General features: G+C 47.2%; 12 protein-coding genes, 1 tRNA gene and 1 pseudogene. 8 read left to right on the plus strand and 6 right to left on the minus strand.

Annotation, left to right across the window (positions count from 1 at the left end):
• Positions 1–224: pseudogene (locus IQ219_RS07115) on the minus strand (hypothetical protein); the annotation flags it as partial.
• A gap of 99 nt (positions 225–323) precedes the next feature.
• Positions 324–959, minus strand: coding sequence for a ParA family protein (locus IQ219_RS07120; RefSeq protein ID WP_194072169.1), 636 nt, complete (start codon positions 957–959; stop codon positions 324–326).
• 155 nt (positions 960–1,114) lie between these two features.
• Here IQ219_RS07120 and IQ219_RS07125 point away from each other — a divergent pair, with 155 nt between their 5' ends.
• The 4 genes from IQ219_RS07125 to IQ219_RS07140 all read left to right on the plus strand — a co-directional run bounded on the left by IQ219_RS07125 (position 1,115) and on the right by IQ219_RS07140 (position 7,398).
• Positions 1,115–2,488, plus strand: a complete 1,374-nt coding sequence (locus IQ219_RS07125; RefSeq protein WP_194072170.1) for a sensor histidine kinase KdpD — start codon at positions 1,115–1,117, stop codon at positions 2,486–2,488.
• A 14-nt stretch (positions 2,489–2,502) separates the two neighbouring features.
• The gene (locus IQ219_RS07130) at positions 2,503–4,206 is read left to right on the plus strand and encodes an AarF/ABC1/UbiB kinase family protein (RefSeq protein ID WP_194020408.1); all 1,704 of its coding nucleotides are present in this window, start codon (positions 2,503–2,505) and stop codon (positions 4,204–4,206) included.
• A 421-nt stretch (positions 4,207–4,627) separates the two neighbouring features.
• Positions 4,628–5,899, plus strand: coding sequence for an EAL domain-containing protein (locus tag IQ219_RS07135; RefSeq protein ID WP_228016776.1), 1,272 nt, complete (start codon positions 4,628–4,630; stop codon positions 5,897–5,899).
• A gap of 152 nt (positions 5,900–6,051) precedes the next feature.
• Positions 6,052–7,398: a CIA30 family protein gene (locus IQ219_RS07140; RefSeq protein WP_194072171.1), complete on the plus strand. Its 1,347-nt coding sequence runs from the start codon at positions 6,052–6,054 to the stop codon at positions 7,396–7,398.
• A gap of 58 nt (positions 7,399–7,456) precedes the next feature.
• On the opposite strand, the gene IQ219_RS07145 is transcribed toward IQ219_RS07140, so the two are convergent.
• From IQ219_RS07145 to IQ219_RS07155, 3 genes are all read right to left on the minus strand, one after another.
• On the minus strand, positions 7,457–8,416 hold the full coding sequence (locus tag IQ219_RS07145; protein ID WP_190596582.1) for a mechanosensitive ion channel family protein: 960 nt from the start codon (positions 8,414–8,416) through the stop codon (positions 7,457–7,459).
• Positions 8,413–9,654, minus strand: coding sequence for an AsnC family protein (locus IQ219_RS07150; protein ID WP_228016777.1), 1,242 nt, complete (start codon positions 9,652–9,654; stop codon positions 8,413–8,415). The genes IQ219_RS07145 and IQ219_RS07150 overlap by 4 nt, the downstream gene beginning before the upstream one ends.
• Positions 9,655–9,699: 45 nt before the next feature.
• Positions 9,700–9,771, minus strand: a tRNA-Gly gene (locus IQ219_RS07155).
• 125 nt (positions 9,772–9,896) lie between these two features.
• Between IQ219_RS07155 and rlmN the strand changes: the two genes are divergently transcribed.
• The 4 genes from rlmN (at position 9,897) to IQ219_RS07175 (ending at position 14,947) form a co-directional block, all read left to right on the plus strand.
• Positions 9,897–10,940 carry a 23S rRNA (adenine(2503)-C(2))-methyltransferase RlmN gene (gene rlmN, locus IQ219_RS07160; RefSeq protein ID WP_194072173.1) on the plus strand — a complete coding sequence of 348 codons (1,044 nt, stop codon included), beginning with the start codon at positions 9,897–9,899 and terminating at the stop codon, positions 10,938–10,940.
• Positions 10,941–10,981: 41 nt separating this feature from the next.
• On the plus strand, positions 10,982–12,250 hold the full coding sequence (gene cbiE, locus IQ219_RS07165) for a precorrin-6y C5,15-methyltransferase (decarboxylating) subunit CbiE (RefSeq protein ID WP_194072174.1): 1,269 nt from the start codon (positions 10,982–10,984) through the stop codon (positions 12,248–12,250).
• A gap of 104 nt (positions 12,251–12,354) precedes the next feature.
• Positions 12,355–13,539, plus strand: coding sequence for a M20 family metallopeptidase (locus IQ219_RS07170; RefSeq protein WP_194072178.1), 1,185 nt, complete (start codon positions 12,355–12,357; stop codon positions 13,537–13,539).
• 277 nt (positions 13,540–13,816) lie between these two features.
• Positions 13,817–14,947 carry a three-Cys-motif partner protein TcmP gene (locus IQ219_RS07175; RefSeq protein ID WP_194072175.1) on the plus strand — a complete coding sequence of 377 codons (1,131 nt, stop codon included), beginning with the start codon at positions 13,817–13,819 and terminating at the stop codon, positions 14,945–14,947.
• On the opposite strand, the gene IQ219_RS07180 is transcribed toward IQ219_RS07175, so the two are convergent.
• The coding region (locus tag IQ219_RS07180; protein ID WP_194072176.1) for a DUF5131 family protein at positions 14,937–15,636 on the minus strand (700 nt) is incomplete at its 5' end. The genes IQ219_RS07175 and IQ219_RS07180 overlap by 11 nt on opposite strands.

A 15,636-nucleotide genomic window follows, 5' to 3' on the forward strand; every position in this document is an offset into this window, starting at 1 on the left:
TGTTGTAACTGCTCCTTAAGTTTTTCCCCTTGGCTTTTTTCCGCTTGCAGTGCTGCCTTAATATTATCTAACTGGGCTTTGAGCTGGGCTAGATCCGCTGTAGGTTCAGGGACAGGCCCCTCTGGAGTGGGCTCGGGCGCAGGGGAAATCTCAGCCTTTACCTCCGGTTGGGATTGGGCTTTAACTTCTTGTTTGAGCAGATCCGATAAGCTTTTTCTGGCCATGGCAAAGGGAAAATCTAGAAATACAAAAATTAATGATCAAACTATGGGTTTGGGCTAAGGAAATAAACTGGGCCAATGTTGATTAACGGGGCCCCAGGCCTAGAGTAATTCTCGCAAAAGTTCGTCTGCCACCCGTCGATAATCCGATTGGGCCTCCTTAGCATGTTTGCCCTTCCATTGGGTAATGGCCATACCATCCAACACAGACCGCTCATGGGCTTTATAACTCCGCACAAAGGCGTGGTAAGCAGGAATACCCAGTTCCAAGAGGGTATTCTGGGCTTCCAGGGTTTCATTCAGACTGCGGGAGTCCACCTTAGTCAACAGCACCCGATGGGCCACCCGTAGGGGATTAACAGCGGTTTTTACTGTGTCGATCAACGCCGTCAAATCCATGGGAGCTGGGGGTGTGGGCAACACTAGGTAATCAGCTAGCCCAATGACCGTCCTCAAGGCTTCAGAGCGGAGGGCCGGGGGCGTGTCCACCACGATAATTTGGTAGTCGCCTACCTGGGGTAAATTTTTCAATGCCTGGGGATTATTTTCTTGGCTGAGATGGAAACCCATCTTGTCACCACTGCGTTCCACCCACCAACTGGCAGAGCCCTGGGGGTCCGCATCTACCAAAAGTACTGATCTCTTTTCCGCTAAAATTGCGGCCAAGTTAACTGCGGTTGTGGTTTTGCCAACGCCGCCCTTGCCGTTAACTACTGCCAAAATCTTTGGTGTGGACACCGATTTTCCCTACCTTGACCTATTGCCGTTGCCCCTCAACATACCATATTGCTCCTCACATTTAGGGAATTATACTGGGGTCAGAAGCGGATTTTTACCCATATCCTGGGGAGTTAGCTGGTGCGCGAAAGTTACCCAATTTGTTGATTGTACGAATGGCAAACCACTTTGCTTCCCTTGGCAAGTCCCTCATTGATCTCGTTTGTCTTCCTCCAGGGAACGAGCCGGTGCCTGTTTTGCTGGCTCATAAGTTAGCTCTGGCCCTACAGTCGGAGGTGGTGGTATGGATAGTGGGGCAGGCCCAGCCTTGGTTTTGGTCCTTGGCCGGCAAACATGGCCGTTGGCCCAGTGAAGATTTTTGGCAGGATTGCCCTCCCCATACTCTGGAGGCGATCGCCAACGGTCAAGGATCAACTTTAACCACAGAAGAATGGCCATTGTGGCAAGAACTTTTTCATTTACCTTGCCCCAGGATAGAGGGGGTTAAAACGTTTTTCCAAGGACGGGAAAATGGGCTAATTCTAACGGCGCATAGTTGCCCAGTTAAGGGAAAATCGGTTCAAAAAAAGCGGCAATTTCCTTTACAAAAGCTTCAGGATGATTTAGGGGTGATTAACCAATTATTATCAGGAATTGAGTTGCCGAACAATGAATTGCTGCAGGATTTATCTTCTGTCAATCTTGCTGAATTTGACCCCATCAGCACGCCCCATTCCTCCCGTAATTTTTTTGAAGAAAGCCCGATTTTAAAAATCTGGTATGAAGCCAGTCATCGGCAATTAGAGCAACAAAAACAATGGAATGAGAAATTAATTAATAATATCATTACCATCATGAGTGACCAGACCCGCAATCCCCTGGCCACCATCCGCATGGTAGTTGCAACTTTACGAGCCACTCCCCCCACTCCAGAAAAGCTAGAGCAAAGGCTAGAAATCATCGATCAAGCGTGGCATAAACTTAATGATATTAACAGCAAAATTTTACAATTAAAACAACTCAAGCAAGAGGGTAACCAGTTAGAAATACAAAACTTAGAGGTGATTTCCTTACTAAAGGAGATGATTGAAGACGCCACTCCCTTGAACAAAGATAATCACAAAATAGAACTCCATTACGACTATGAAATTAATTCCGTGGCCGCCGACGATAAATATTTGCGGCAAATTTTCCAGGAACTGTTAGCTAATGCACAAAAATTTGCTGTGGCTGACAGTCCTATTGTTGTCACCGTAGAACAATGCGATCACACTGCAATGGAATTAAAAAAAAAGGTTAAATGCACTTTTAGCAACCATACGGTGGCCATAGATGCCCAAAATATCCAACATTTATTTGATCCCTTTTATCGGGAGCAATGGGCCATTGATTCGGCGATCGCCGGAGTGGGGTTGGGGTTAACCATTGTCCGCACTTTAATCGAACAACTCAATGGTAAGATCAGCGTTGTGGGAAAGCCCTCCAGCCAGCCAGGCCAGAGTATAATAACTTTTACCTTAATGATTCCGGAGTCTGGGGCGACTGAATAATTTTTCCTCCGTTGATGATGGTCATTTCGCAACCGGTGGCGGATCGGCCCCTCAGTTGGTCGGGCTTGTCCCGTAAGCCCTGGCGCAGACAACTGGCGGTCACTAGAGTTTTTCTTTCCTTTGTGTTCTTTTTGTGGTGGGACCGACTCACGGCTCCCCAGTCTGCCCAACGGCGCTATCGTCGGGCCCAATGGTTGGTGCAACAATTACTTTATTTGGGCCCCACTTTTATCAAAATTGGTCAGTCCCTTTCCACCAGGGCCGACATTATTCCTGCTGAATATATCCAGGCCTTTACCCAACTCCAAGACCGGGTGCCTCCCTTTGATTCCCGCCAGGCGATCGCCGTGATTGAAGAGGAATTGCACGGGGCGATCGATGAAATGTTTCAACAATTTGAGGTTACTCCCCTGGCATCGGCCAGTTTAGGCCAGGTACATAGGGCCGTATTACCCACGGGGGAAGCGGTGGTGGTGAAGGTACAAAGACCGGGGTTGGACAGTTTATTAAATCTAGATTTTGAGCTTCTACATCAAACATTACGGCTAGCTAAAAGATGGTTGCCTGGATTCCGAAACCTGGCTCAAAAATATGAAGTGGAAGCCATTTATCAAGAATTTTTCTCCCTACTGTTTTTAGAAATTGATTACATCCACGAAGGAAAAAACGCAGAGAGATTCCGTCAAAATTTTGCCGATTATCCCCGGGTCAGAGTGCCAGAAATTTATTGGCAATATACTACTCGCATGGTTTTAACCCTGGAATATTTACCAGGCATTAAAGTGGACGATCGCCAAGCCTTAGAAACCGCTGGTATTGATTTAGATTTAGTCATTCAAACAGGCATTTGTGCCTATTTAAAACAACTACTAATTGACGGTTTTTTCCAGTCCGATCCCCATCCGGGTAACATGGCGGTGGATAGCCAAGGAGACTTGATTTTTTATGATTTTGGCACCATGGCGGAGGTGAAAATCATTGCCAAAGATCAAATGATACAAACCTTTTTTGCTGTACTGAAAAAGGATGCTAATCAAGTGTTGGAAGCCTTAATTTATATGGGCTTAGTGGAACCCAAAGGGGATCTCAGTCCCGTCAAAAGAATTATTAACTTTTTGCTCGATAACTTTCGGGACAAACCGATTGATATTAAAGCCTTTGACCAAGTGGGGGAAGAGGTCTATGCCATGTTCCAACAACAACCCTTCCGCTTACCGCCCCAAATGACCTTTATTTTAAAATCCATCTCGACCCTAGATGGCATCGCCCGGGCCTTGGACCCCCGCTATAATTTAATCGCCGCCAGTCAGCCCTTCATCCAAAGCGTCACCGTTGCCCAACCCAAACGTTCCCTGGCCATGGCACTGGTGCAACAGGTTAAACAATTTGCCCTCGACCAATTGAACAGACCATCCCGTAACCAACAATTTCTCCAGGAATTAACCGCCAAATTAGAACGGGGCGAGCTCCAGTTTGCCACCCGCTCCCCGGAAGGCGATCGCCTGTTGCGAAAAATCCATTTGGCTCTGAAAAGTCTAATTTTTGCCTGTTTAACGGGGTTTACCCTGCTGTCAGCGACGGTGCTGTTGTCCACTGTGTATGCCCGCTTTGCCGTGATTGGCTTTGGCTTGGCGGGGTTATTTAGTCTCTTTTTACTGCGTTCTTTGATCAAGTTGGCGGTGCAGGAAAGGTTAGACCGACTGGTGCAGAAAAGGTAATTGACTTGTTGACGCTGGAAAACGAATCAAGTGTGTCCAGATAAACAAGGTGTTTCCTCCATAGGCTGCCCTAGGGTAATTTGCATTGTCCTCTTGTTATTGGTTTATTGGTTAAATCACCTTACTCAATTTAGTACACAGACTGTGGTACCTTAAAGATTTCTCCTGCGTTTCTATGTATTGAACAACGGGGCCAGTGTAAGGCTATTAAAGGCTATTATATGAATTATGTTAGGTTGCAACCGATTCAGATGACTTATGTTCGGTTCGGCTGCCAAATACCCAGTCTGTTTTGCCCCCGTAAAAACCTTGCTCCTAGCAAGCAGCAAAGTATGCGCACTTCCTTTTTATATCAGTTACCGGAAGCCTAACAACTGTCCAAGAAAATCTAACAAGATATTTCTTTTATTAGGAGTGGCGAATGAGTTCCCCAATAGACTCAGCTTCTGAAGAATTAGCGGCAGGGCGTCCCTCCACTCCAGAGGCTCTTATGGCTATCAGTTCAGAAAAATTGCCTAGCAATGACGATGATGTCGATTTAGTGTACGATGCGTTGCGCGCTATTCGCTCCCATCTCAGGATGGAGGTTGCCTTCATTTCTGAATTTGCTTTCGGCAAAAGATATTTCCGATACGTAGATGCTATTTCAGAAAATCCACCAATCAGGGTTGGAGATTCTAATCCCCTGGAAGAAAGCTATTGTCAGCAGATTGTTAACGGGAGCCTGCCCGAGGTCATTCCAGATGCCTGGCTGATCCCAGCAGCCATGGATTTTCCAGTCACAAAAGCCCTGCCAGTTAGAGCCCATATAAGTGTGCCCATCCGGTTTAGCAGTGGACAGATCTATGGCACCTTCTGTTGCTTTAGCTCTAAACCCAACTATTCCCTAGACAAACGAGATTTGTTAATGATGCGTACCTTTGCTGATTTTGCATCAAGGCAAATCGAAAGACGGATTATCAGTGAAATAGCTTGTAAAGAAAAGTTCGAGAGGGTTAGATTCGTCCTGGACACTTCAGCCTATAAAATTGTTTACCAACCCATTTTTAACTTTGAAGACGACCGGATTGTGGGATTTGAGAGTTTAACTCGCTTTTCCCATTTGCCAATGCGTAGTCCAGATATTTGGTTTGCTGAGGCGGAGGAAGTTGGTCTGGGGGAAGAGCTTGAAATGGCTGTCATCAAAAAAGCCATCGTTGCACTCCACCATCTGCCCCAACACATCTATATTTCCCTCAACGTATCTCCAGATAATATTGCCAATGGGGCGATCGCCCGGGTGCTTGAAGATGTGCCACTTGATCGGATTGTTCTTGAAGTGACTGAGCATACCGCCATATCTGACTACCCGAGGGTGTTATCGATGCTGGAACCATTGCGCAGTAAGGGCTTACGTTTGGCCGTTGATGACGCTGGTGCTGGCTATTCCAGTTTTCGTCACATCCTTCAAATGCACCCTGATTTGATCAAGCTCGATATTTATCTAGTTCGGCATATTGATACCGACTGCAAACTCCGTGCTTTAGCCAAAGCCCTGGTCAGCTTTGCCGATGAAACCGCCGTTAAAGTGATCGCTGAGGGAGTTGAAACTCTAGAAGAATTGGATTCTTTGCTACGCATCCGGGTAAATAATGCCCAAGGGTATTTCCTGGGTCGGCCCATGGAGATGGAAGCGGCGATGGCACTTTTGTAGATGGGGTGGATTTGTCGGTCTGGCAATAATTAGGGGTCAGAATGGCTTTTCCAACACTCCCTTAGTTTATTTGTTCGAGTAAAACTTGCCTAGCGCAGAGACCCAGGGAAGATTAGATTAGAAACAATGCTGTCAACCAAGGTAAAAATACTGTGATTTTAGTTGTGGGAGCCACCGGCGGCGTGGGCAAACGGGTAGTTAGGTTGCTCGTTGACGGGGGCCAAGATGTGCGCGTATTAGTGCGGGATTTACCCAGGGCCCAAAAACTTTTCCAAGCTTGGTTTGGGGGTCAGCTACCCGATCGCCTGGAATTTTTTGGCGGTGATTTAACTATTGCTGAAAGTCTGACTCCGGCATTAATGGCGAGAGTGACGGCGGTGATTTGTTGTAGTGGCACCAAGGTTCAGCCGGTGGAAGGAGACACTCCCCAACGGGAAAAGTATTACCAGGGGCTCAAGTTTTACCTGCCGGAAGTGGTGGATGTGCCGGAACAGGTGGAGTATGAAGGCATTAAAAATTTACTGGCGGTGGTCCAAGGCCATATACAACCCAAGGAAAGCACCTTAATGGATTTTCGTCAGACCAATTCTCCCCGATTGGCCTGGTATTCCGTTGATGATGGGGTGATGGGGGGAGTCAGCGCTAGCCAATGGCGACTGACCGGCGATCGGGCTTTATTCACCGGGGAAGTTTCCACCATCAATAATGGGGGCTTTGCTTCGGTGCGATCGCCAAATTTTGAGCCAGCTTTGGATCTTTCCCACGCTGAGGGTATCCAACTCCGCATCCAGGGGGACGGCAAACGCTACAAATTCATTGTCCGCAGTCAGAATGAATGGGATGGACTGAGCTACTGTTACTCCTTTGATACGTTCAACAATCGTCCCCAAACGGTCTGCATTCCCTTCCAGCAATTAATTCCCGTCTTTCGGGCGAAGACCGTGCCAGAAAAGGGCCCATTTAATCCCTCCCAGGTGTCCGCTTTGCAGTTGATGCATAGCAAATTTGAGTATGACGGTGGCCTAAACCCCAGCTTTTCTCCAGGCATATTTGGTTTAGAAATTGAGTCGATTAAAACCTATGCCAATCCCCTCACGCCCCAGTTCATCCACGTCAGTTCGGCGGGGGTCACCCGTCCCGGTCGTCCAGGGTTAAATTTAGCGGAAGAACCCCCTGCGGTGCGCCTCAATGACCAATTGGGGGGAATTTTGACCTGGAAGTTACGGGGGGAAGAGGCCATCCGGGGCAGTGGCCTGACCTACACCATCATTCGACCCTGTGCTTTAACAGAGTCGAAAAATCCAGAAATGTTGCAATTTGCCCAGGGGGATAATCTACGGGGGCAAGTTAGTCGCTGGGCGATCGCCAAGTTATGCGTGGATAGCTTGCAATTGGCAGAAGCCGGGGGTAAAACCTTTGAAGTCAGTGCCAGTGAGCCGGGCAGTAACCAGGCCGCCTGGCCATTTCTGCTCAGACAACTAAATTTTGATCAACGTTGATTTTCTAAGGAGTACTTTCTTCCACTGTTTATGCTAGCAATCTAGGCTGAAAGCCTATCTATTCAGGGTCTAACTCGTTCTGCCCCAGCTTTAGTTTGGGATAGGGCAAACCCTGTTGGCCAAAGGCCCGTTTAGCCCGACGGATTAAATCGGTTTGGTAGGCAAATTCATCCCGGGCATCCATGGGATAGGAACGGAGCTTAAATTCGGTGCCCCAGATGTGTTCTTTCATCACCACCACAATGGGAATGCTGAGTTGGGTGTAGCGACTGCTGTAAGCGGCCTGGTACAAAATGCGGATAACCTGTTCCACGTCAACGCTGTGGTCAAAGTAAAAGCTAGTGGCCACCTGGGCTTCGAGGTTGCCCCCATTGGCATTGGAAATGGGTTCTGTCCAAGTTTTGTTATGGGGAATGGTGACATTATTGTCATCCGGGGTCTGTAGACAAATACCCCGCAGTCCATAGCCCGTCACTTCGCCGTAATGATCGCCAATTTGAATCCGATCGCCTACCCGATAAGGGGCTTCAAACAGGGCCACCACCCCGGCAATAATGGAGCTAATGTAATCTTTAAAGGCAAAACCCAGAGCCACCGCAATGGTTCCAGTCAAGGCCAATAAATTACCTTCTGATAAATTAAAAAATAGGTTTAATAAATAGGAAATGGTAACCAGTAAAATTAGCGCTTTGCAAAACGGCAAGGATTGTTTTACCAACAGCCGAAAGCGCCGGGGAACCCGCTCCGAAATCCAGTTGGTCACCTTTTGGATCACCGCCATCATGCCATAGGCGATCGCCACAGTAATTACGGCTCGAATAATTTTGCGGATGGTCAAATCCGTCAACAGGCTTTCGGGAATTTCGTCCGGGGCAGTCATCTGGGCTAAGGGCAGGGAGGGCAGATCCTGGAGCCAAAATGTCCACTGATCATTCAGATAAACTACCGGCAAATAATGGGCGATGGCATTCCCATTCAGATCAAAAAAATCTGGCAAAACTGTTACATTTAGCATCATCTTCCCCCCACAAAGAAATTATTATTGGCCAATTCACTTTGCAGTTGTTGATAGTAGGTGGGACAAATAATTAAATCTCCCCAACGACGCTCCAGAATATCTTCCCGCAGCAGCCATTGCACCCTAGCCTGGATTTGACTTTCCGGTTCCCCTAAGCTCAGAGCTAGGTGCCCAGGACTAATGCGGCCGTGGATCATCAAGGAATGGAGCAAATACAAGTCTAGGTTGGTAAGGGACGGTAAGCTCGGTTGGGCAGGGTTAACTTGGGACAAAGGAGAGATTTGGTCCTCGTTTTCTTTGGTATTGAGCACCAATTGGGCTGGGTCTTCTGTTTCCATCACTTGCTTTTCTATGCGCAGACTCCGCAACCAAAGTTTAGCTGCAATGGAACTAACCCCCTGGGAGCAGTCCGCTAGGCTTTGCCAATAAACTTCGACTTCTTCCTGGTCATCTGACGACGCTGGATCAGCACTAGCCGGGTCGGCAAGGTCTTCGTTGGTGGTGGTGGTGCCCCATTGTTCTGTGAGGGGGGCTAACCAACTGTGGAGCATTTCCCCCGTTAAGGTTGGCAGAGGACGTACATCATCGAAATAGGCACTGATCTGGCCGACAAAATCCAGGAAGTCCCAGGCCCAGGAGTTACAACCAATCAGCCAAAAGTACTGGGGGTTATGGACAGTAATTTCCCGCAAAAAACCAATGCCGTCCCAACCGCTAATGCAACGCAAAAAGCATTGTTCTAGGGAAGGAATTACCACCACGGTGGTGCGCTGTTCCAAACACGCCACATCTTGGCTTAGTTCCACTCCCTGGCCGTCAAACTCAATGCCACCCTGGGCTTCGAGGGCCCGTCGCAATTGCCCCGTTATGGTCAAAGGATCGGGGGGGCGACGAAAATCCCCCAGGGGCTTAACCACCGTCACCTCTAAATCATTTTCCCAGCCCTGGAGACTGTCCTGCAAAATCTTGGTGATCGGCTCCACTGGATTGGCCAAAATCACCAGGCTATTGGGGGCCTCTAGGTTCTTTTGCCAGGCCTTGAGGCTATCTTCCAGGGCGGCATGGATAGCTTCGGTGTAGGCGCTGGGGGTAGCAAGGGAGTTAATGGATTGGAGCAATTCCGCTTCTAAGGTGTCCGGCAAGGGCACCAAATCCTTGTGGGAATGGTCGTTCTCCTGACTCTTATGCAACCAGAAAAATAATTTCTGTTTAAGAAACTGCCAGGTAAAACCCACCATTGCCATGTTCTTTTCTGCTCCACAGCGTGGGGTGATTTTTAGCTAAGCGGGTAACGCGATTCGAACGCGCGACATCAACCTTGGCAAGGTTGCGCTCTACCACTGAGCTATACCCGCAAATTTCAGACTTTTACCAATATGCCAAAGAAAGATTTTTCTGTCAACAATCGGCCAGGATTTTTTTGTGGTGGCCGGGAAATCTGACTTACACTGGCGATGGATGCTTCTTTTCGATTACTGCCATGGCCCCTTCCCCTGTCCCCCTACTTTCCCTTTCCCTGCCGGAGTTAACCGCCTGGGTGCAAACCACAGGCCAACCGGCCTATCGGGGTAAGCAAATTCACCAATGGCTGTACCAAAAAGGGGCCCGTTCCCTCAACACCATGACGGATTTGCCCAAGGCTTGGCGGGAGAAAAACAGCGATTATCCCATCGGGCGATCGGTGATTGACCACTGTGCGGTGGCCCCGGACCACACCAGGAAATATCTGCTCCGTTTGGCCGATGGTTTGATCATTGAAACGGTGGGCATTCCCAGCAGTAAGCGTCTGACGGTGTGTGTTTCCTCCCAGGTGGGCTGTGCCATGGATTGTAATTTCTGTGCCACGGGTAAGGGGGGTTTCATCCGTAACTTGCAGAGTTATGAAATTGTGGACCAGGTGTTGACGGTGCAGGAGGAATTTCAAGAACGGGTGAGTAATGTGGTTTTTATGGGCATGGGAGAACCGTTGTTAAATTTGCCCGAGGTGGTGAAGGCGGTGGAATGCCTCAATCAAGTGGTGGGTATTGGCCAGCGGGCGTTGACCATTTCCACTGTGGGTTTGCCAGGGAAAATTCGCCAACTAGCCGATCGCCATTTGCAGGTGACGTTTGCGGTTAGCCTCCATGCCCCCAATCAAACTTTGCGCCAATCGTTAATTCCCAGTGCCCGGCACTATCCCCTGGAGCAATTGTTGGCAGACTGCCGGGCCTATGTGGAAACCACGGGGCGGCGGGTGACGTTTGAGTATGTTCTGCTGGCGGGGGTTAATGACCAACCAGTCCATGCCGAAGAATTGGCCCAAAAGTTGCGGGGTTTCCAAACCCATGTCAATTTAATTCCCTACAATCCCATCTCCGAGGTGGATTATCAGCGCCCCACGGAAGCCCAAATTAATCAATTTGCCCAGGTTTTGAGTGACCATCGCATTGCAGTCAGTGTTCGTTATTCCCGGGGTGTACAAGCGGATGCGGCCTGTGGCCAGCTACGGGCTTCCCGCCAAGAAGAATTAACCGCTACGGTTTGAGAAGCCCCCTAGTCCCCCAAATGAGCTGGAGCTTTAGTTAGATGATCCATGTGGTGGGCATTGGCCTGGATGGTGCTGAAGGGTTAACTCGGTCAGTGCTGGCATTAATTGCTAAAGCCAAAATGTTGGCCGGTGGCGATCGCCATTTGGGTTACTTTCCCCAGTATGGCGAAAAAAGCTTAGTAATCAAGGATTTTTCAGCGGATTTAAATAAAATTAAGCGAATTCACCAGACTTTAGGGTCAGGGGAAACTATTGTCGTTTTAGCTTCCGGTGATCCCCTTTACTTTGGCCTGGGACGGTTGTTACTAGAAAAATTTTCTGCGGAGCAATTAAAATTTCATCCCCATGTGAGTTCCATTCAACTAGCCTTTAACTGCTTAAAAATGCCTTGGCAGGATGCCACCATCATCAGTGCCCACGGCCGAGTCAACGATTTGCTCAAACAAGCTTTGCAGAAAGGGGCAGAAAAATTGGCCATTCTCACGGACGGGCAAAATCATCCAGGGGCGATCGCCAATTTGTGTCTATCCCTGGGGTTAACCACCACCTACCAAGCTTGGGTTTGTGAAAATTTGGGGGCGGAAAATGAACGTATCCAACCATTTGATCTGTCATCTTTAGCTCCCCTCACCGCAGGGAATTTTGCCTCCCTCAATGTGGTGGTATTGGTTAAGCAAAAACCGGAAAATGCCGCCATTGATCCCAAGCAATTACCCATTTTTGGCATTGCGGATCATTATTTTGCTAGCTTTAAAGACCGCCCCGGCATGATTACCAAGCAGGCGATCCGGGTGCAAATTCTGGCCGCTTTGGCTCTACAACCCCGACAAATTATTTGGGATATTGGGGCTGGTACGGGGTCCGTGGCGATCGAATCTGCTCGGCTTTGTCCCCAGGGAAAAATTTTTGCCATCGAAAAAACCAGCGCTGGCCAAGAGTTAATCGAGCAAAACTGTCAACGATTTCAAGTCCAAAACGTCGCATTGATTTCCGGCCCTGCCCCGGACGTTCTTATAAATTTACCTACCCCAGACCGGATCTTCATTGGCGGCAATGGGGGGCAACTAATGCCTATTTTGCAGGCCTGTGGGGAACGCCTACAACAGGATGGTTTGGTGGTGATGGCGATCGCCAGTTTGGAGCATTTGAGTTTGGCCCTGGGTTGGTTTAAGCAACAACAATGGCAGGTGAAAGTGCAACAGGTGCAAATTAGCCAGAGTGTTAAATTTGCTGAACTGACCCGTTTTGATCCCCTTAATCCCATTTATCTACTCACTGCGGCCAGGAACTCCATGGGTCACAGCTAGCCCGGTTAACTTCCCCCAATGGTGTGTTCTACACTAAAAGGCACCATTAACATTTTCCCGTTGCCACTTTGCTATCCTCTGCCCCCCAACAAACCGATTCTGCCTTGGCGGAGCTAAAGAATTTAGCCCAAACCCTACTGCCCCGGCTGGTGGAAATTCGTCGCCATCTCCATGCCCATCCAGAGTTGAGCGGTCAAGAATATCAAACGGCGGCCTATGTGGCGGGGGTGCTGTCCTCCTGTGGTCTCCACGTCGAAGAGGCGATCGGTAAAACGGGAGTGGTGGGGCAATTGTCTGGCAAAGGGGAAGATTCCCGACTGTTGGCCATCCGCACCGATATGGATGCGTTACCTATCCAGGAAATGGTGGGTCTGGCCTTTGCGTCCCGCCATCCGGGGGTGATGCACGCCTGTGGCCACGATATCCACACCACTTTGGGTTTGGGCACGGCCATGGTGTTGTCCCAAATGAGCGTTAAGTTACCGGGGGATGTGCGCTTTTTGTTTCAACCGGCGGAGGAAATTGCCCAGGGGGCCAGTTGGATGATCCAAGATGGGGCAATGAAAGGGGTGAACCATATTTTGGGGGTTCATGTTTTTCCTTCCATTCCGGCTCAGCAGGTGGGCATTCGCTATGGTGCATTGACGGCGGCGGCGGATGATTTAGAAATCTTCATCCAAGGGGAATCGGGCCATGGCGCTAGGCCCCACGAGGCGATCGACGCCATTTGGATTGCGGCCCAAGTAATTACTGCTTTGCAACAAGCCATCAGTCGTACCCAAAATCCCCTCCGACCGATGGTGCTTTCCCTGGGGCAAATTAGTGGCGGCCGGGCACCCAATGTGATTGCTGACCAAGTCCGCATGGCCGGCACAGTGCGATCGCTCCATCCCGAAACCCATGCCCAATTACCCGAATGGATCGAAGGTATTGTGGCTAGCGTTTGTCAGACCTATGGGGCGAAATATGAAGTCAATTACCGCCGGGGGGTGCCTTCAGTACAAAATGATGCTCAGTTAAATAAGCTGTTGGAAAATGCGGTGCGGGATGCCTGGGGAGAGGAAGCTCTACAACTCATTCCTGAACCATCCCTGGGGGCAGAGGATTTTGCTTTGTACCTAGAACACGCCCCCGGAGCCATGTTTCGTTTAGGAACCGGTTTTGGCGATCGCCAGGTGAATCATCCTTTGCACCATCCCCGCTTTGAAGCAGATGAAGCGGCAATTTTAACGGGGGTTGTGACCCTCAGCTATGCCGCCTGGCAATATTGGCAAAGCATTCCAATGTAACGACTCAAAATACCAAATTCAAGAACTGCAAGGAGGGATTTTGAATTTGAGGATTGACCTGGATGACAAAATAGCGATCACTAGAGGTCGGGTAGGGTATAATATCCAGATAATTTTACACCTTACGTAATTGTGATCTAATTATCACCCAGGCGATCGCTTCCCGCCAAGCGTTTGGGGCTTTTAAAGGTTGGTTTGAAGTACGTTATCACAAACCTTAGTTGCTAAAGACTTACTAAGCTAAAGTCAGTTTTCACCAACAAATACCAAATCCGCAATGAGCAAAGATTTTTTTGACGAACAAAGAGAACAATCATTAGTCAAGGCAACTATAGTCAAGAAATATTTTGAAGTATGGGCTAAAGTCGTCCTTCCTACTGTAAGAAAGAAGTCGCCTCAAAATCCTAGAATTGCTTATATAGATTTATTTGCTGGACCTGGTCGTTATAAAGATGGCTCAAAATCAACACCAATTAAAGTTTTAGAGAAGGCAATACAAGATCCGGAGATTGCACAGACATTAGTAACACTATTCAATGATTTAGACGGCGACAATACAAAATCACTAGAAGAAGCAATCCAATCTTTAGAAAACATCCAAAACTTAAAATACCAACCTCAAGTTACCAATGAAGTAGTTGGTGAAGATATAGTAAAACAATTTGAAAAAAATAAACTTGTCCCTACTTTATTTTTCGTTGATCCCTATGGATATAAAGGACTATCTTTAAAGCTTATTAATTCTGTAGTGAAAGACTGGGGATCTGATTGTATTTTCTTCTTCAATTATAATCGTATAAATATGGGGCTACCAAATAATGCAGTAAAACACCATTTAGATGCACTTTTTGGTGAGGTAAGAGCAGATTCAATACGAGAAAAATTAACTCAATTGAAACCAAGTGAACGCGAAACAATGATTGTTGAAGCGATCTGCAATGCATTGAAAGATATGGGCGGCAAGTATGTTTTACCATTTCGGTTTAAAAATCAAAGTGGCTCTAGAACGAGTCATCATTTGATTTTTGTTAGTAAACATCCGAAAGGATATTCTATTATGAAGAATATTATGGCAAAGGAAAGCTCAATTGTAAATGAAGGGGTTCCCTCCTTTGAGTATTCTCCTGCTTCAGAAAAATATCCATTATTATTTGAACTTTCCCGACCTTTAAATGATTTGCAGGAAATGTTACTTAATGATTTTTCAGGAAAAATCATAACAATGAAAGAACTATTTGAGAAACATAATATAGACAAACCCTATATTAGAAGTAATTATGTGGACGTGTTGAATAATTTAGAAGAGCAAGGAAAAATTAATGTTAAAGTTAAACCAGGAAAAAAACGTCGCAAAGTAAAGGGGCAATTTGCTGATCACTTAACTATTTGCTTTCTCATTAAGCAATAAGTTCCAATTTTGCTTTGTCTCTTATTGATTTTACCTTTAAGGCCTCCCAGTAATTAAGATGATTTTCCCAAGTTTTTGGAATTTCATTCCAGATCCTACCATCTAATAAAGCCCCTCCTGATTTTGGAGTCCTACCTCCGACTTGTTTGAAAAAAAATGCTGTTCCCGATTCAAGGCATTGATCACGAATACTTCTAACCCAATCTGTTTTAATAGGACGGTAATTTTGACCTGACTCACCTCCGACGATCACCCAATTAATATTACTTAAATTTAGTTTTAATGATCCTAATAACGGCTCGCAAGAAATAAACTTTACGTTGGCTGGACTATCTCGAAGAAAATCAATCCGATGAACATAATCCTGAGTTTCAACTGACACACCTAACCATAAATTTTTAGGAAAATTCACAGATCTAGATATTTCATGAATCCGTTGATGCCGCTTTGTTAAAACTTGGTATATATGCCAAGGAGTTTTTTCAATTGTATAGAAAACTTTTTTGATAAATTGTGTTGGAACTTTTTCATGGAACAGATCACTCATTGAATTAACAAAAACTCGGCTTGGCTGCTTCCATCGGATAGGTTCTAATAGACGAGAATTATGTAAGGTCAAATTAAATCCATCTGGAAAATTATCAGGAAATCGTTTTGTTATTGTTTCAGCATAACAATGAATACAACCC

The sequence above is a fragment of the Synechocystis sp. LEGE 06083 genome (genome assembly GCF_015207725.1).
Classification (GTDB): Bacteria; Cyanobacteriota; Cyanobacteriia; order Cyanobacteriales; family Microcystaceae; genus Synechocystis; species Synechocystis salina.